The sequence below is a fragment of the Rhodococcus sp. MS16 genome (assembly GCF_013277795.1).
In the GTDB taxonomy this organism is placed as follows: domain Bacteria; phylum Actinomycetota; class Actinomycetes; order Mycobacteriales; family Mycobacteriaceae; genus Rhodococcus_F; species Rhodococcus_F globerula.
In genome coordinates, this window is sequence record NZ_VBTM01000010.1 from 63539 (window position 1) to 80857 (window position 17319).

Sequence of the window (17319 nt, forward strand, 5' to 3'; positions counted from 1 at the left end):
ACATTGCCGGGTCGGCCTTGCTCGTGATCGACTCGAAGCACGCCCCGACCGCACAGTCGCAACACCGGGCACGAACAGCAGGAGAGACACATGCGAGATGCCGTCATCGTCGACGCAGTACGTACACCGATCGGCCGACGCGGCCGCGCCCTCTCGGAGATCCATCCGGCGGATCTGTCTGCACACGTGCTGCGTGCACTCGCCGAACGGACCGGACTCGACGCGGCAACGGTCGACGACGTGATCTGGGGATGCGTCAGTCAGGTCGGCGAACAAGCCGGAAGCATCGCCCGCACAGCCGCACTCGCCGCCGGTTGGCCCGACAGCGTTCCCGGGGTCACGCTGACCCGCGCCTGCGGATCGAGCCAACAGGCAGTCTCCTTCGCCGCGGCCACCGTCATCTCCGGTCAGAACGACGTGGTCGTAGCGGGCGGCGTCGAGTCGATGTCGCGAGTGCCGATGGGAACTGCCAGCAAGAACGGTGAGCATTTTCCCGCTTCGGTACTCGAACGATTCGGCGTCGACGGATTCAGTCAAGGAACCGGCGCCGAGATGATGGCTCGCAAATGGGCACTCACACGGACGGCTCTCGACGAATACTCCCTCCGCTCACACGAACTCGCGGCGCGCGCTACCGATGCGGGTGCATTTACCGGACAGATTGCTCCGATCGCCGACTTATCTCAGGACGAAGGAATTCGGCGAGGAGGAAGCCTGGAGTCGCTCGCGAAACTGCCGGCAGCGTTCGACGCAGACGGAGTGATCCACGCCGGCAACTCTTCTCAGATTTCCGACGGAGCGGGCGCCACACTCGTCACGACCAGTGAGTACGCCCGAGCACGTGGCTGGAAGCCCCTCGTCCGTATTCACACAGCAGTTGTCGCGGCCGATGATCCTGTCATCATGCTCACCGGTCCGATTGCCGCCACGGCAAAGGCATTGGAGCGGTCAGGGTTGTCCATCGACGACATCGGCGCCTTCGAGATCAACGAGGCATTCGCGCCCGTCCCACTGGCCTGGTTGGCGGAAACCGGCGCCGCCATCGATCGTCTGAATCCGCTCGGCGGCGCGATCGCGGTCGGCCACCCGCTCGGAGGATCCGGCGCAATTCTGATGACTCGGCTCGCGCATCACATGCGCGATAACGGAATCCGTTACGGACTGCAGTCGATGTGCGAAGCCGGCGGCATGGCCAACGCGACAATTCTCGAATTGATCTGACCCGACGTCATTGTCCGGTCTACTCGTCATCCAGCAGGAAAGAAGAACTTAATTCATGAAACTCGAGGGACTTTCCACCGCGATCACCGGCGGCGCTTCAGGTTTGGGCCTGGCAACCGCTCGACGGCTACTCGACGCCGGAGCACACGTCACGCTGATCGACCTGCCTTCGTCCGAAGGTAAGCAGATAGCAGCCGATCTCGGGGCTGCGGCACAATTCGTCGAGGCCGACATCACCGACAGCGAACAATTCACGGAAGCACTCGACGCGGCGCACGCACGCGGTGGCTTACGCGCTGTTGTCCATTGCGCGGGTGCCGGACGTCGCATGCGCATTCTCGACAAGGACGGAAAAGCCGGATCGGTCGAGGATTTCGAGTTCGTCGTCAAACTCAATCTCGTCGGTTCGTTCAACGCACTCCGTCTCGGCGCCGAGCGGATGGCAGAACTCGATGTCGTGGACGGTGAGCGCGGCGCCATCGTCATGACGGCGTCGGTCGCAGCCTTCGAAGGTCAGATCGGCCAGATCAACTACACGGCATCCAAAGCCGGGATCGTCGGTATGACCGTCACCGCTGCCCGCGATCTCGCCAGCCGAGGTATCCGCGTCAACACCATCGCGCCAGGCATCATGGACACACCATTGCTGGCACGTCTGCGCGAAGACGTGCGGGCAGGCCTCGAAGCCTCGGTTCCCAATCCGTCGCGGTTGGGCCGCCCCGACGAGTTCGGCCAGCTGGCGGTATCGATCCTCGAAAACGGCTACCTCAACGGCGAAACCATCAGACTCGACGGCGCTATCCGGATGGCGCCCAGGTGACGGGCGGGGGCATGACTGCCAATCCACAACTGCGCCACAATATGCAGTATCCAGACACCACCATGGCGTACTGGGCGCCCAGCATGGCGGCTCTCTACGGTGACCGCCTCGCCGTCGTGGACGGTGAGCGTACATGCACGTTCCGCGAACTCGGTGAGCGCAGTGCACAATTCGCCGGCGCGCTGCGACAGTCCGGGGTCGGTGTCGGTGATGTCGTGTTGCTGCACCTCGGAAACTGCGTCGAGTTCCTGCAGGCTTACTACGGCTGCCTGCAGGCCGGGGCAACGGTCACGTTGGTCAACCCCTTGCAGCCGGAACCGGGATTGCGCAAGCAGATCGAGGAGACGTCGGCCGTCGCTGCGGTCACTCAAAGCGCACAGCTGCACACACTCCTCGGGGCAGCGTCGGGAACCTCCGTCCGCACGATCGTCATGGTTCAGGACCCCGACGTCGCCGTTGACGCACCGGAGCCCGTCGTCGCGTTCGGCTCCTTCATCGCGGGTCTACCCACCGAATTCACCCCTGCCTCCGTCCGAAGTGACGACGTCGCGCACATTGCGTTCACCGGCGGCACCACCGGAGTCTCCAAAGGCGTTCGCGTTCTTCACCGCAACGTAGTCGGCAACGTCACCCAGATGTGTGGCTGGCGAACCGGGCACGAGTTGGGCGTAGGTGCCGACGGACTCGTCACGCCGCGGCCCATCGACGGCCTCGACGTGCTCGGGCCGACGCCGGGAACGGGGGCGACTATCGTGGTCTCGCCTCTCTTCCACGCACATTCGTTGCTCAACACGTCGTTCCTGTTGATTTCCGGGCTCACTCAAGTATTTGCCGGCCGGTTCGAACCCGGTCGGATGCTCGAATTGATCGAAAAGCACGGCGCCACCTATCTCACCGGCTCACCAGCCATGTGGCACGCACTGTCGGTCCACCCCGACGCGAACGTGCGCAACACCGACAGCGTCTGCGTCGTGTCCTCGGGCGCCGCCCCGATCGACAGCGTCACGCTAGCAGCTCTCCGCCGCGCATTTCCCAAAGCTCTTGTCGTCGAGGGTTACGGGCTGACCGAGGCGACCTGTGTTGTCACGGCAGCTCCGCTGATCAACGGTTCGGAATACCGTCAGGGCAGCGTCGGGTTCCCGATCTTCGACACCGAGATCCAGATTCGCGACCAGATCGACAGGCACACAGTGCTCGCCGAGAACGAACGCGGCGAACTGTGGGTACGCGGACCTCAAGTCACCGACGGCTATCTCGGCCACCCGGAAACCACTGCACAGCAATTTGTCGACGGGTGGCTGGACACCGGAGACATCGCATACGAAGATTCGGACGGATACCTCTTCATCTGCGACCGCGCCAAAGACATGCTCATCTACAAGGGGTACAACGTCTATCCCCGTGAACTCGAGGAAATTCTGATCTCGCACCCCGCAATCTCGACGGCTGCGGTCGTCGGCCGCGAGGTGGGAAGCAACGGTCAAGAGCCGGTGGCTTTTGTCGTGATGATTCCCGGAGCTGAATTCGACGCCGAGCAGATCAAGTCGTTTGTCGCCGAACAGGTGCTGCCGTACAAGAAGATTCGCGAAGTTGTCGAGGTCGAACTACTCCCCACCTCCGCCGCGGGCAAGGTCCTCAAGACCGACCTTCGCTCGAGGCTTCTCGAATCCGTCGACAAGACAGGTGGTTCCTAGATGACAACCTTCGCCGATCTGACCTCTCGGTTGCGGGTACCGGTTCTCGCCTCACCGATGTTCATCATCTCGACTCCAGACCTCGTCATCGCACAGTGCACCGCTGGGATCATCGGGTCGTTCCCGGCACTGAATGCTCGCCCACAATCAGCGCTTCGGGATTGGTTGAAGCTGATCACAGTGGCGCGTGAGGAACACGATCGTGAGCACCCGGAAAATCCGTCCGCACCTTTTGCTGTCAACCTCATCGTCCACCGGTCCAACAACCGACTGGAAGAGGACCTGGCAACCATCGCCGAGTTCGAGGTGCCCATCGTCATCACCTCGCTCGGCGCTCGCACCGACATCAACGATGCCGTTCATTCGTACGGCGGAATCGTCCTTCACGACGTCATCGACAACCGCTTTGCGCGCAAGGCCGTCGAGAAGGGTGCCGACGGACTGATTGCGGTAGCTGCCGGTGCCGGTGGTCATGCCGGTACGCAATCACCGTTCGCTCTGATTCGCGAGATCCGGGAGTGGTTCGCCGGTCCAGTTCTGTTGTCTGGCGCCATCGCTCACGGAGATTCGATTCTCGCTGCACTCGCTGCGGGAGCCGACTTGGCCTACGTCGGCTCGGCATTCATCGCAACCGAAGAGGCTAACGCCGATCCCGCGTACAAGGAGATGATCGTGGGTTCCGGGGCTTCCGACATCGTCTACTCCAACCTGTTCACCGGAGTACACGGAAACTACCTGCGCGGCAGCATCGAGGCTGCGGGATTGGACCCGGACAACCTAGCCGAATCCGATCCTTCCGCAATGAGTTTCGCGACGACCGACACCGATGCCAAGGCGTGGCGCGACATTTGGGGCGCCGGTCAGGGAATCGGACCGATCGACGCTGTCCTTCCGACACACGCAGTGGTCGAGCGTCTCGCCGCCGAGTTCGATGCTGCGCGCGAACGCATCTGCCGTCTCTAGCCCGGCAGGCATTCGTGCACCAAGTCCACGAATGCCTGCCCCACCGGAGAAAGGATGGACGGGTCGAAGACAAGCCCGTACGTCCGCAGGAATCTCGGCTCACAGGCCCGCTCCACAACCTGTCCCGGCATCGACTTCGCCACGGCACGCTCGACCAACGACCCGCCGAGCCCGGCAATGACCATGGGCAGCCTCGATTCCCGCTGCTCAGTGACGACGGCGAGCTCGGTTCTCGTCCCAGCCTTGCGAATCGAGTCTTCGATAGCGTCGCCCATCGCTGCTCCGCGAGGAACAAAAACCATGGGAATGTCGGGCATCTCGGCAAGGCGCACCGGCCCCTCCGGAAGTTCGGTTCCGACAGGATAGACCAGTCGATAGTCCTGTTCGCCCAGCTCGATGATCTCGAATCCCTTCGCTGCTTCGAGTGGCAAATGGGCAACCGCGAATTCGCAATGGCCGTCACGGATCAGAGAATCGAGATTGTCTTCACGCTCCAACTCCGAAAACCTCACTCGCGCCCGGGGATACCGAATGCAGAACTCGGCGATCAGATCGACGATGGTCCCGGACGTGAGAGCGGGAAACGCCATGATGTCGAGTCGACCGACGACGGCGCCGTCAGCAGCAGTCAACTGCCCCTCGGCGGCAGCAACATCGCGGAGCACCTGACGGCTCGGCCCGACCAGACTGCGTCCGGCCGCACTGAGCACCATCCCCCGCCCGATCCGATGGAAGAGCCTTACTCCCAGTTCGCGTTCCAGCCCGCGCAGTGCCTGAGACACTGTCGGCTGAGCGACGCCCAGCGCGGCAGCCGCACCACTGATTCCCTTGTTCTCGACAACCGCGAGAAAGTACTCCATCTGCCGAAATTCCACAGTTCACTCCCTCGCCGTGGATCCTGCAGCAGCGGTGGCCATTTCGGCTGCTGTTGCGATGAAAGCGGCGGCCGCGGGTGACTGCTCACCGGCGCGATAGACAAGACCGACGTCTCGGGCCAGCGGCGGATCGAACGAGAACGCGAGCACATCCTTCATCTGTTGCTGCGCAACCTTTCTCGGCACAACCGTGGCTCCGATGCCCCGACGCACGAGTTCCCAGGTGGTCACGGGGTGCACACAATCCACCACGACGTTCTCTGCACCGGCACTGAGCAGAGAACGGAATTGGTTCGATTGATCTCCGAGATCTACCACCAGTGGCAGAGCATGGAGGACGTCGCGCCGAACCGGATCGACCAACGGTTTCACAAGCCTGTCGGACAACGACACATGTGTGGCGAGCACCATCTCCTGGGTCGTTATCGGTGCGGTGACCAGACCTTCGTATCCGATACTCAGATCGGTGACTCCGACCTCGGCGGATCCACGCCTCAGGGCAGTATCCACTCCGGCCGGCCCGAAGGTATCGAGAACCCGCACGACAATCTTCGGAAAGTTGGCCCGGAATCGCCGAACCAACTCGACCATCGGATCGATCGAGAATGCCGAGTACGACACGACGTCGACACGACCGAACTCGAGTTCACGGACGGCGGTCACCTTGGCCTTCGCGCGCTCGACGTCGGCAAGGATTCGCCTGGCCGCGAGATCGAATGTGCGGCCCGCATCGGTGAGGACCAGACGTCTTCCCGTCCGGTCGAACAAAGTGGCACCCAATCGGCGTTCAAGCGTACGAATCGCCTGAGAAAGCGAAGGTTGCGAAATGTAGAGAGACTGAGCCGCCTTCGTTATCCCACCGTGGTCGACAACAGCGACGAAGTAGGTAACAAAGTGCAGATCCACTCACCCATCATACGACCAGCGATGCATCCCTCATTCCACTCTAGGTGCCCCTGATACCGCCCACTCTCCGGTGAAGACCGGTTCGCGCTTTTCCACGAAGGCTCGAACTGCGTCGGTAGCGTCCGTCGCGAAATTGACGGCCTGTGCCCTCGCCTCGTTGTCCAACGCCTCTCGTAAGGTCAGCGAGGTGTGCTGCTCGAGCATGGCAGCAGACTGACTCAATGCGGCAGGCGGACCGTCAGCCAACCGCTGCGCAAGTTCGGCCGTGTGTTCGTCGAGTTCGGCCGGTTCGACCAGATAGGTCACCAATCCGAGTTCGTAGGCTTCCCGTGCGTCGATCGTCTCGGCGAGCATCACCAAACGTTTGGCTTGCTGGACGCCGACCAGCCTCGGCAGGATCCACGACCCGCCGAAGTCGACGGACAACCCCCGTTTGGCAAAGATCTGACTGAACTTCGTACCCTGTGCCGCCACCACGAAGTCGCAGAGCAATGCCATGTTCCATCCGGCTCCGACCGCAAACCCTTCGACCTTCGCCACCAGGGGCTTGGAAAACTCACCCAGTGCGATCGCGGTTGCGTTGATGACTCGCATGCGATCGAGCGGGTGCGACGAGCCTCGCTTGTCGAGATCGGAGCCCGCACAGAAGGTGCCGCCCGCGCCGGTCAGGATCACGGAGCGAATCTGCGAGTCCTCCTGAAGTTCGTGCAGTGCCTCGCGCAGAGCGATCCAGGCCTCGAGGTCCAGGGCGTTGCGACGGTGTGGTCGGTCGAGCACGATCGTGGCAACAGCGCCGATGCGCTCGACACTGACGGCCGCACGCTCGATGGTTTCGGCACTCACGAGCCACTCCACACGGGAGAACGCTTCTCGGCAAATGCCGTGGCGCCTTCCTTGGCATCACGGGAAGCAAAGACCGGATCGATGAATTCGCGCTGCGCGACAAAAGCATCCGGGTCGGTGTACTTCGCGGACATCGAGAGGACCTGCTTGGTTGCTCGAACTGCCAATGGACCGTTTGCCGCCACCCGCGCCGCAAGTTCACGTGCGACCGCCAGTGCTTGTCCAGGTTCGGCGAGCCGATTGACCAGCCCGTGATGATGCGCCAACGTGGCGCTGAGCGGGTCACCGGTGATTGCGATCTCCATGGCCAGCTGATACGGCAGGATCTTGGGCAGACGCAGAAGACCGCCGGCGGCAGCGGCAAGCCCCCGCTTCACTTCGGGCAAGCCGAATTTCGCATCGGTAGACGCCACGATCAGGTCGGCCGCCAAGGCCAGTTCACAGCCGCCTGCCAGCGCCCAACCCTCGACCGCTGCGATCAGCGGCTTCGACGGCGGGGCCTCGGTCAATCCGGCAAATCCACGACCGGGGAGTGACGGCCGTTCTCCGCGCGCGAATCCCTTGAGATCCATACCGGCGCAGAAGGTTCCACCAGATCCGGTCAGAATGCCGATAGTAAGATCTGACCTCGCCTCGAACTCGTCGATCGCCGCAGCCAAGGCTTGTGCAAGTTCGAGGTTGACCGCATTCTTGGCCTCGGGTCGATTGAGTGTGATGACGGCGATGCCGTCGGCGAAGTCGGTGAGCACAACGCTCATGTTCGGTTCCTACTTCCGTGATGAGAATTTTTGAATGGTCACAGCGATCGAAGACTCCATCGCACGGGCGAACGGCCGGACGCGGTCACCATCTCGCGCTTGGCCAACACCACCAGATGAGCGTGGGTTTCGCGGACTGCCAGGCGAAGTAGTCGCGGCGACATCTGATCGAACGGGCGAGACCAGGAGATCGTGCGCGACAGTTCCCAGGCCGTCGATTCGGGATCGGCCGCAACGGCCGCAACGATTTCCGACAGCCTCGCCTCGTGATGTCCCATCAACTGACGTGCGCGATCGGCGATCCCGCGGAATCGATACTCGTGTGCGGGCAGCACCTCGCATTCACCCAAGGCTGTTGTTGCCTCGAGTGAGAGCAGGTAGCGATGCAGCGGATTCTCGAGTTCACCGGGAACCGTGGAGATGTTCGGACTGATCCGCGGCAGCATGTGATCACCGCTGAACAACAAGCCCCTGTCCTCTTCCACGAAGCAGAGGTGTCCGGGTGTGTGCCCCGGCGTCCATTGCGCGCGGAGATTCCATCCCGGCAGATCGAGTGGATCTCCATCGCCCAGAACAACGTCGATTGATTCATGCTCGCCGAACCGCACCAGATCGACCCGAGACGCGTCGAGTACTGCAGTCGGCGCTCCGAGTTCGGACAGTTGCACATTCCAGCCGGTGATGTCCTCGCGTGCCTGTTCGGGACCGTGGTATCCGAGTAGCGTCGCATCAGCCACATGCATTGCCAGTGTTGCGCCGCTGACTTGCCGAAGACGCGGCGCCAGACCGAAGTGATCGGGATGCAGGTGTGTGATTGCCGCATACCGCACTTCGGAAACGTGGTAACCGATCGACGCTATGCCGTCCACGAGAGCCTGCCACGACTGTTCGTGATCCCAACCGACGTCGATGAGTGCAAGTCCGTGGTCGAGCGCGAGCGCGTAGACGAGCACGTAACGCAAAGGGTTGTCCGGCATAGGAACCGGAATCGACCACAAACCGTCCCGTACCTGTTCCACCGGCGGAAGAATGTTCTTCGCCCAGGCCTCGCGTTGTGCGACGCCGACGTCTTCGGTCACGATCACAATGCTTCTCCGCTCGCACTCAGCGTGGTTCGCAGGCTCGACTTGAGCAGTTTCCCGCTCGCATTGCGAGGTAGGGAGTCCACGAAATGGATCTGTCTGGGCTTCTTGTACGACGCCAACCTCGCTGCGCTGAAGGCGATCAGCTCGTCGACGCTTGGCACGTCTGCACCGTCGACCAGTTTGATCACCGCGGTGACGGATTCACCCCAGCGCTTGTCGGGAACCCCGACAACTGCTACTTCGGCAACCGAAGGATGCTCGGCCAGAATCGATTCCACCTCGATCGGATAGACGTTCTCGCCGCCGGTGATGATCATGTCCTTGAGACGGTCGGTGACAAACAGGTAGCCCTCGTCGTCCAGGTGCCCGGCGTCGCCCGTTCGAAGAAAGCCGTCGTGCGTGAACAATTCGGCGCTTTCGCGTTCACGTCGCCAGTATCCGCGCGTGTTGTTTCTGCTGCGCGCGACAATTTCTCCGGATTCGTTGGGCGGCAACTCCTCGCCCGTCATGACGTCGCGAATGGAGATCTCCACGCCGATCATCGGCTTTCCCGCCGACCGCAGTAACCCGGAGCGCGGCCCACTGACGTGATGGTCGTAGGCACGAAGCACGGACACAGACCCCGTTGTTTCGGTCATCCCGTAGCGCTGAACGAATTTGCAGTTCAGAACATTCATAGCGTGAGCGAGGAGCGCCGGCGTGATGGGCGACGCCCCATACGCAACCACCTCCAAGCTGGACAGATCGAAACCCTCGAGAGTGGGCAGATCGACCAGTGTCTGAATTACCGCCGGTACCAGAAATGCGTGGGTGACATGGTGTGTTGCAATGGCTTCAGCCACCCGGGCCGGCGCCATGTCGCCGAGCAGAACCATCGGCACCCCGGCCGACAGACACGTACTCATCCAGCCGGCACCAGCGATGTGAAAGAGGGGAAGTGCGTCCAGAGCCACTGCATTCGAACCGAATTCGTACACCTCGAACCCCACGGGTTCGTTGTACAAATTCCGGTGTGTGGCCACGACGCCTTTGGGGCGGCCGGTGGTCCCGGACGTGTACAGCTGCAGAACCGCGGTGTCCGGATCGTGCCCCAGTCCGGGGTCGATACCCGTCCCGGACGCCACGAACTCTGCCCAGGTTCGCGAATCTGTCACGCCCCCTTCATCTCCCACAGTAGCAACCGTCACCTCCGGCAACACTGCGGAGATCGCGGCGGCCCCTACTGCGAACTCGTCGTCGACGATCAAGACGTCGAGTTCTGCGTCCTCGGCGACGTCCACGAGCTCCCGCGGACTGAGCCGCCAGTTCAACGGAATGAAGACCGCGCCCGCCTTTGCACACGCGATGAAAGTTTCCGCGCCTTCGAGGCCCATTCGCAGTAGTGCTCCGACACGAGCACCGCCATTGGAAACCCCCACAAGTGCACTCGCCAACGCATTGGTCTCGGCATCGAGATCGGCACACGTCAATGTCCGGTCGCCGCACGTGATCGCGGGGTCGGATGGTCGCGCCAACGCCGAGTGACGTATCCGGTTGGGCAGGTGAAGCTCGCTCACATCATGCTCCTGAGATTCGGCGGTACTGGAACAGTCGACCATCGCTATGGCCCGCGCCACAAAGACGAGTAGGCGCACCGAGCCATAGCTCAGACCTATATCGGCAGGTCGAAGGATGTCATCACAGTCGAGACGGCATCATCTGGGAGAATTCGTCAGATGCAGGCACCCGGGATGGACATTCGCAGCGCGCAGTACCTCGTTGCCGTTGTCGATCACGGCGGTGTCACCGCCGCCGCGAACGCACTGCACATCTCCCAGCCGTCGCTGTCACAGGCGGTGCGCAATCTCGAACGGACTCTCGGTTCCACACTGTTCGAGCGCACTGCACGAGGCTTGATCCCCACCGCTGCCGGAGCAGCCGTCGCCGACGCTGCTCGGACACTACTGCGTGACGTCGCCAAGGCCGAGACCGCAGTCGCTGCGGTAATCGCACTGCAATCGGGTGAACTCACCATCGCTGTTCAATCCGACCTTGCGCTCGACTCGGTCGCCGATCTGGCTGGTCAGCTTCACCGCACCGCTCCGGGTATCACCTTCTCCACAACCGCGGCGCCCAGCGCCCACGAGGTGCTGGCCTTGGTCCGGTCGGGCAGGTGCGAACTCGGTTTTCTCGAACGCGATCTCGCGGACGGACCGTCGGACGGCCTTCTCGAGATCGAGACCAGCGCTCAGGAGATGGTTCTGTCGATCCCACCGGCACTTGCAGCCGACCTTCCCGATCCGGTGCCCCGCACGTCGATCGGGGCCCTGCCCATGATCGTCGAAACACGGACAAGCCGTCGCAGCTACCCGGTCGGAGGCGACTGGGTACTCGTCAACGTCGTCGCCGAGGTCCCCGATCGCCTGGCCGTTCGTGAGATGGTCGGCCACGGTGTCGGCGCCGCACTACTGCCCCGCTCCATCGCCGAGCAGGACTCCCCCGCGGCGAGCGTTCGATCGCTGGACCCACCAGTCATCCGACGGACACGCATCGTCTTTCGTGACGGTCCGTTGTCACCGGCTGCGGCGGCGCTGGTTTCGAATCTCCCTACCGCTCATAGTCCTTCGACAAACAACTTTCCCAACGGCGACAATCTCTCCGGATCGAACTCGATGCCGTAGGTCAGCGAGATCACTGGATTCAACGGGAAAATCTCGGCCCCCGACGCAGCTGCACGTTCGGCAAGCGAACGTTCCATGAACGCCATACCCAAACCGGCGAGGACAAATTCCCCGACGGTTTCCCGCTGCGCAAGTTCCGTCGACATCCGTGTTCTGGCACCGGCAGCATGCAAGGAAGACTCGATGACGATCCGGGCCTGTGAGTGCTTCAGCACCCCGACCACGGGAAGATCAGGAAGCGCGGTCAACGAGACAGGCTCTCCCACAGCAGGTTTAATTCCACGTGGCCAGACCGAGAGCGGCGCCTGCGGGGGAAGAGCAAGCCAGTAGTCGTTCACTCCGATGACGTGTGTCGACAGTTCAGACATCTCCGGTGGCCAATAACTGAAAACCAGCTCGCACACCCCGTCAGCCAATACCTGTTCGGCGGTATCGCCGCGTGGGAGCTCGCTGACACGCACCGTGATTCCCGGGCAGCGTCGACGGAAATCGGCCACGATCCGCGCCACCGGCCCCTCCAGTCCCTGAGCGGCAGAGCAGATGTCCAGGCGGCCCTTTGGTTCGATATCCACCCCGATCGCAGCAGTGGACGCAGCTGCGCTACTTCGCATCATTTGCCGAGCGGGCCCGATCAGTGCGCGTCCGGCCGACGTCAAGACAAGACCCCGACCGACGCGGTGGAAGAGTTCGACGCCCAGTTCACGTTCGAGACCGCGAATACCTTGCGACAACGACGGCTTGGTCACCGACATGGACTGCGCCGCCGTCGCCAAGGACTCCCCGCCTGCAACGGCGAGAAAATACTCGATCTGACGTAGGTCCACCCGTCGACTTTACGACGGACACCAAAACGCGGTTCAGTTATACGAGCGCAACAGTCCCTTGCTGATGATCTGCTTCTGGATATCGCTGGTGCCCTCACCGATCAGCAGGAAGGGCGCCTCACGCATCAAGCGCTCGATCTCGTACTCCTTGGAGTACCCGTAACCGCCGTGAATACGGAAACTGTCCTGAGTGACTTCGGCACAGAACTCACTGGCCAGGTACTTCGCCATACCGGCAGCAACGTCGTTTCGTTCGCCCGAGTCCTTGAGCCGAGCCGCATTCACCATCATCAGATGGGCCGCTTCGACTTTGGTACCCATCTCCGCGATACGGAACGCGATGGCCTGATGCTCGGCAATCGGCTTACCGAATGTCTCACGCTGCTTTGCATACGTCACCGCAAGTTCGAAAGCACGCTGCGCGATACCGCACGCACGCGCCGCCACATTCACCCGGCCGACCTCGACACCATCCATCATGTGCCGGAACCCGACGCCGGGCTTGCCACCGAGAACCGCGTCCGCGCTGATCTCGAAACCGTCGAAGACCATCTCGGTCGTGTCGATTCCCTTGTAGCCCATCTTCTCGATCTTGCCGGGGATGGTCAGGCCGGGAAGAACTTCACCGAACCCCGCAGGCTTCTCGATCAGCAACGTCGTCAGATTGTTGTGCGCCTTCTCCGCGCCTTCGTCCGTCTTCACGAGCACAGCCACCAGAGTCGACGAACCACCGTTCGTCAGCCACATCTTCTGCCCGTTCACCACGTAGTCGCCGGATTCGGTGCGTTTCGCCTTGGTCGAGATGGCAGCAACGTCGGAACCCAGTGCCGGCTCCGACATCGAGAAAGCACCGGTGAGCTCCCCGGTAGCCAGCCGCGGCAGATAGTTCGCCTTCTGCTCCGGTGTCCCGTGCGCCGAAATCATGTGTGCCACTATGAAATGGGTGTTGATGACACCGGACACGCTCATCCAGCCGCGAGCCAATTCCTCGACGCACAGCGCGTACGTCAGGAGGGATTCTCCGATGCCACCGAACTCCTCGTCGATCGTCAGACCGAACAGACCCATGTCTTTCATCTGCTTGACGATGTCCGTGGGATACGTGTCGGTGTGCTCGAGTTCTTGCGCGGCGGGAATCACCACACGATCGACGAATTCCCGCACGGCACCGATGATGTCGTTCTGCGTCTCGGTCAATCCTGCAGTCTGCGCCAAACGCGTCACTGTTCCACCTGTTCATCGAGGGAGATCCTCCGACCATTCAATCCCCGAAACTCAGGGGTGTCAAAGTTCGACAACCATACGAATGGTTAGGGAAAAACTATGTCCGAGCAGCACTTCTACCGCTGTTGACAACCACTGCGCGCATGCTGAATATTCGAGGGCACGCGTTCGTATTTCTCTAAACGCACATTCCTCGTCCACACTCTCCCGACAGGCGCATTCCATGTATGACGCAGTCATCTGTGAACCCGTTCGTACGCCAGTAGGCGGATTCGGCGGGGTCTTCAAAGACGTTCCGGTAACCACGCTTGCAGCCACCGTGATGCGGGGACTGATCAAGCGGACCGGACTCCAGTCCGCCGATATCGACGACGTCGTCTTCGGTCAGGGTTACGCAAACGGCGAGGCCGCTGCCATCGGGCGCATCGCAGCACTCGATGCCGGACTGGATATCTCGGTTCCCGGCATTCAACTCGACCGCCGTTGCGGATCCGGTCTGCAGGCAATCATCTACGCGGCCATGCAGGTTCAGACCGGCATGAGTGATCTTGTGATCGCCGGCGGTGCCGAAAGCATGAGCGGCGTCGAATTCTATTCCAACGACATTCGTTGGGGTACGAAGAAACCCTCGGTCGAGTTCCACGACCGCCTGGCCAAACCCCGCACTAACTCGGGAGGCGTCAATTTCCCGGTCGAAGGCGGCATGATCGAAACGGCCGAAAACCTGCGACGCGAATATGCGATCTCACGCGACGAACAAGACCGCTACGCGCTTCGCTCGCACGAGCGTGCCGTGAACGCACAGGACAAGGGATACTTCGACGAGGAGATCATTCCTGTCACCGTCCCATCCCGCCGCGGCGACGCGAAAGTTGTTACCCAGGACGAGCATCCGCGTCGAGATGTGCAACTGTCCGACCTCGCCGCACTGCGCCCGCTGCGTAGCCGCGTCGACCCGGACGCGACCGTTACCGCCGGAAATGCCTGCGGGCAGAACGACGGCGGCGCGGCGGCCATCGTCACCACGCCCGCCAATGCCGAACGACTTGGATTGCGCCCCTTCGCGAAGCTGGTCAGCTGGGGCGTCACCGGCGTCGAACCGAACCGCATGGGCATCGGCCCCGTTTCTGCGGTGGCAAAAGCGCTCTCACGGGTCGATCTACAACTCTCCGACATCGATTTGATCGAAGTCAACGAGGCATTCGCCGCTCAGGTCCTCGCGTGCGCCCGCGCCTGGGGTCTGAGCGAGACGGATCTCCTCGAACGGTTCAACGTCAACGGTTCCGGCATCTCACTGGGCCACCCCGTCGGCGCTACCGGCGGACGAATCCTCGCGAACCTGCTGCGTGAACTCGACCGTCGCCAGGGCCGCTACGGAATCGAATCCATGTGCATCGGCGGCGGCCAGGGCATCGCCGCGGTCTTCGAAAACCTACGACGATAAAACGTTGGGGCGCTATCCGATCGATCCGCCTCGGTGAAGGTCGGCGATCTGATCGGCCGTGCGCCCCAACTCCGTCAGAATCGACTCGGTGTGCTGACCAAGGGAGGGCACATCACCCATCTTCATTTCCACGTCGGAGAAGGTCATCGGGGGTAGCACAGCGTCGATGGGCCCAACTTCTGTTCCCACGGATCGCCACCGCGAACGCTCGTCCAGCTGAGGGTGTTTCAGCAATCCGCCCATGTCGTTCAACGCTGCTGCGGGCACACCGGCAGCGGCCAGACGCTTATCCAGTTCTGCGGTCGAATACAGCCGCGTGAGTGATCCGACCATCTCATCCACCTCGGCTCGATTCTCGACCCGGACGATATTGGTGGCATATCGCGGATGATCCACCAGATCTTCCCGCCCGAAGACGTCGACCATGAGCGTCCGCCATCCGCGCTCGTTCTGGACTCCGATGAGGATCTCACCATCCGACGTCGGGAACGAATCGTAAGGAACGATGGCCGCATGCCCGAGCCCGACTCGCGGAATCTGCTTGTCCGCATACATTTTCATGTACATCGGGTGGCCGAGCCATTCGACGGTCGCGTCGAACATCGACACGTCGACCGTTGCGCCTTTGCCAGTTCTCTCCCGACGGAACAAGGCACCCAGTATCGATGTCAGCGCGTACATCCCGGCTGCGATGTCGGAAACCGGAACACCCGTTTTTGTTGCTGTCTCGGGTGTTCCGGTCACGGAGATCATTCCGGTCTCGGCCTGTACCAACATGTCGTACGCCTTGCGCTCACGACGTGGTCCGGCGCTGCCGTATCCCGACATGTTGATCACGATGAGCCGAGGGAACTCTGCTCGGAGCGTGTCCGCACCGAAGCCCAGTCGATCTGCAGCATCCGGGGCGAGGTTCTGCAAGAAGACGTCGGCTTCCGCGATGAGATCGAGCACGACTCGACGCCCGGACTCCGACTTGACGTCGACGGCAATCGATTCCTTGGAACGATTGAGCCACACGAAGTGCGAGCCCTGACCGCGCACCGCGCCGTCGTAGTGACGAGCGAAGTCGCCCTCACCCACCCGCTCGATCTTGATCACGCGAGCACCCATGTCCGCGAGATGCCGACTGGCGAGCGGCGCCGCAACGGCCTGTTCCAACGCCACCACGGTAATCCCGTCGAGTGGGAGATCCGAATGCGACTGTCCCATGTCAGAGTCCATTCCTGAATTGAAGCACGCGCCTCAGATGTGGCGCCCGCCCGTAATTTCCAGGACGGTACCGGTCAGGTAGCTCGACATATCACTCGCGAGGAACACCACCACGGACGCAACCTCGGACGGTTCCGCGGCACGACCCATCGGAATTTCGGCCAGCTTGCTGTTCCAGACGCGCTCCGGCATCGCTTCGGTCATCGCTGTGCGAATCAGTCCGGGCTGGACAGCATTGACCCGAACATTCTTGAACGCAACCTCTTTGGCAGCAGCCTTCGTGAGACCGACGATTCCGGCTTTGGCGGCCGAGTAGTTGGTCTGGCCCAACATGCCGACCTTGCCGGAGATCGACGAGATGTTCACGATCGATCCCGTCTCACGCTCGCGCATGCGGGCCGCGGCTGCGCGAGTTCCGTTCCAGGCACCCTTGAGGTGGACGGCAATCACGTCGTCGAAGTCCTGCTCCGTCATGTTCCGCATTGTCGCGTCGCGAGTCATGCCGGCATTGTTGACCATGACATCGACTGGGCCGAAAGCACTTTCAGCTAGATCGAGCATTGCCTCGACCTGGTCGGAATGGCGAACGTCGCACGAGATGAACCGCGCCACGGAATCGCCACCGAGCTCAGCTGCGGCAGCGACGCCGACAGTCTCGTTGATATCGCCGATCACCACGGTGGCGCCTTCTTTGATAAAGGTTCGGGCAATTTCGAACCCGATACCCTGTGCGCCCCCGGTCACTACTGTCACCTTGCCGTCCAACAGTCCCATGTCCACTCCATTCGTCAGT

16 protein-coding genes are annotated in these 17319 nt (G+C 61.9%); 6 read left to right on the plus strand and 10 right to left on the minus strand.

Translation table 11 applies throughout. The features are described 5' to 3' along the window. Window positions 1–90: 90 nt before the first annotated feature. Genes FEZ60_RS21910 through FEZ60_RS21925 form a run of 4 tightly spaced genes read left to right on the plus strand, consistent with a single transcriptional unit; the run spans window position 91 to window position 4698 of the window. A complete protein-coding gene (locus FEZ60_RS21910; protein ID WP_141485165.1) occupies window positions 91–1221 on the plus strand; it encodes a thiolase family protein in 1131 nt (376 codons plus the stop codon). Between the two features lie 55 nt (window positions 1222–1276). After that, window positions 1277–2041, plus strand: coding sequence for an SDR family NAD(P)-dependent oxidoreductase (locus FEZ60_RS21915; protein ID WP_033233280.1), 765 nt, complete (start codon window positions 1277–1279; stop codon window positions 2039–2041). 11 nt (window positions 2042–2052) lie between these two features. Continuing rightward, on the plus strand, window positions 2053–3735 hold the full coding sequence (locus tag FEZ60_RS21920; RefSeq protein WP_172936984.1) for an AMP-binding protein: 1683 nt from the start codon (window positions 2053–2055) through the stop codon (window positions 3733–3735). Continuing rightward, window positions 3736–4698 carry a nitronate monooxygenase family protein gene (locus FEZ60_RS21925; RefSeq protein WP_172936985.1) on the plus strand — a complete coding sequence of 321 codons (963 nt, stop codon included), beginning with the start codon at window positions 3736–3738 and terminating at the stop codon, window positions 4696–4698. It abuts the gene before it with no gap. On the opposite strand, the gene FEZ60_RS21930 is transcribed toward FEZ60_RS21925, so the two are convergent. From FEZ60_RS21930 to FEZ60_RS21955, 6 genes are read right to left on the minus strand one after another with little or no spacing between them, the layout of a single operon-like run. Further along, window positions 4695–5573: a LysR family transcriptional regulator gene (locus FEZ60_RS21930; RefSeq protein ID WP_033233289.1), complete on the minus strand. Its 879-nt coding sequence runs from the start codon at window positions 5571–5573 to the stop codon at window positions 4695–4697. The two genes, FEZ60_RS21925 and FEZ60_RS21930, sit on opposite strands and share 4 nt — an antisense overlap. A gap of 3 nt (window positions 5574–5576) precedes the next feature. Further along, window positions 5577–6479 (minus strand): LysR family transcriptional regulator, encoded by a 903-nt coding sequence (locus FEZ60_RS21935; RefSeq protein WP_033233291.1) that lies wholly within the window; start codon window positions 6477–6479, stop codon window positions 5577–5579. A gap of 30 nt (window positions 6480–6509) precedes the next feature. Then, window positions 6510–7322: an enoyl-CoA hydratase-related protein gene (locus FEZ60_RS21940; protein ID WP_172936986.1), complete on the minus strand. Its 813-nt coding sequence runs from the start codon at window positions 7320–7322 to the stop codon at window positions 6510–6512. Next, window positions 7319–8080 (minus strand): crotonase/enoyl-CoA hydratase family protein, encoded by a 762-nt coding sequence (locus FEZ60_RS21945; protein ID WP_172936987.1) that lies wholly within the window; start codon window positions 8078–8080, stop codon window positions 7319–7321. Before FEZ60_RS21945 ends, FEZ60_RS21940 begins: the two co-directional genes overlap by 4 nt. Before the next feature lie 38 nt (window positions 8081–8118). Next, complete coding sequence (locus tag FEZ60_RS21950; protein ID WP_095887171.1) at window positions 8119–9165, minus strand: MBL fold metallo-hydrolase; 1047 nt, start codon at window positions 9163–9165, stop codon at window positions 8119–8121. Beyond that, complete coding sequence (locus FEZ60_RS21955; protein ID WP_172936988.1) at window positions 9162–10721, minus strand: AMP-binding protein; 1560 nt, start codon at window positions 10719–10721, stop codon at window positions 9162–9164. The genes FEZ60_RS21950 and FEZ60_RS21955 overlap by 4 nt, the downstream gene beginning before the upstream one ends. 159 nt (window positions 10722–10880) lie before the next feature. Here FEZ60_RS21955 and FEZ60_RS21960 point away from each other — a divergent pair, with 159 nt between their 5' ends. Next, the gene (locus tag FEZ60_RS21960; protein WP_172936989.1) at window positions 10881–11825 is read left to right on the plus strand and encodes a LysR family transcriptional regulator; all 945 of its coding nucleotides are present in this window, start codon (window positions 10881–10883) and stop codon (window positions 11823–11825) included. Here the strand turns inward: FEZ60_RS21960 and FEZ60_RS21965 are convergent. Continuing rightward, entirely contained in the window at window positions 11759–12649 is an 891-nt protein-coding gene (locus FEZ60_RS21965) for a LysR family transcriptional regulator (protein ID WP_095887173.1), read from the minus strand. The genes FEZ60_RS21960 and FEZ60_RS21965 overlap by 67 nt on opposite strands. 33 nt (window positions 12650–12682) lie before the next feature. Then, window positions 12683–13873, minus strand: coding sequence for an acyl-CoA dehydrogenase family protein (locus tag FEZ60_RS21970; RefSeq protein WP_095887174.1), 1191 nt, complete (start codon window positions 13871–13873; stop codon window positions 12683–12685). A gap of 223 nt (window positions 13874–14096) precedes the next feature. On the opposite strand from FEZ60_RS21970, the gene FEZ60_RS21975 reads away from it, so the two are divergent. Further along, entirely contained in the window at window positions 14097–15317 is a 1221-nt protein-coding gene (locus FEZ60_RS21975) for an acetyl-CoA C-acetyltransferase (RefSeq protein WP_172936990.1), read from the plus strand. Between the two features lie 12 nt (window positions 15318–15329). Here the strand turns inward: FEZ60_RS21975 and FEZ60_RS21980 are convergent, their stop codons facing one another. Next, entirely contained in the window at window positions 15330–16526 is a 1197-nt protein-coding gene (locus tag FEZ60_RS21980) for a CaiB/BaiF CoA-transferase family protein (RefSeq protein WP_172936991.1), read from the minus strand. A 33-nt stretch (window positions 16527–16559) separates the two neighbouring features. Next, complete coding sequence (gene fabG, locus FEZ60_RS21985; protein ID WP_033233311.1) at window positions 16560–17300, minus strand: 3-oxoacyl-ACP reductase FabG; 741 nt, start codon at window positions 17298–17300, stop codon at window positions 16560–16562. Window positions 17301–17319 lie beyond the last annotated feature (19 nt).

Excerpts from the sequence above, each read along its gene's own strand:
- FEZ60_RS21910 (WP_141485165.1), top strand. The coding sequence starts at position 91 with ATGCGAGATGCCGTCATCGTCGACGCAGTACGTACACCGATCGGCCGA.
- FEZ60_RS21915 (WP_033233280.1), top strand. The coding sequence starts at position 1,277 with ATGAAACTCGAGGGACTTTCCACCGCGATCACCGGCGGCGCTTCAGGT.
- FEZ60_RS21920 (WP_172936984.1), top strand. The coding sequence starts at position 2,053 with ATGACTGCCAATCCACAACTGCGCCACAATATGCAGTATCCAGACACC.
- FEZ60_RS21925 (WP_172936985.1), top strand. The coding sequence starts at position 3,736 with ATGACAACCTTCGCCGATCTGACCTCTCGGTTGCGGGTACCGGTTCTC.
- FEZ60_RS21945 (WP_172936987.1), bottom strand. The coding sequence starts at position 8,080 with ATGAGCGTTGTGCTCACCGACTTCGCCGACGGCATCGCCGTCATCACA.
- FEZ60_RS21960 (WP_172936989.1), top strand. The coding sequence starts at position 10,881 with ATGCAGGCACCCGGGATGGACATTCGCAGCGCGCAGTACCTCGTTGCC.
- FEZ60_RS21975 (WP_172936990.1), top strand. The coding sequence starts at position 14,097 with ATGTATGACGCAGTCATCTGTGAACCCGTTCGTACGCCAGTAGGCGGA.
- FEZ60_RS21980 (WP_172936991.1), bottom strand. The coding sequence starts at position 16,526 with ATGGGACAGTCGCATTCGGATCTCCCACTCGACGGGATTACCGTGGTG.
- fabG (WP_033233311.1), bottom strand. The coding sequence starts at position 17,300 with ATGGGACTGTTGGACGGCAAGGTGACAGTAGTGACCGGGGGCGCACAG.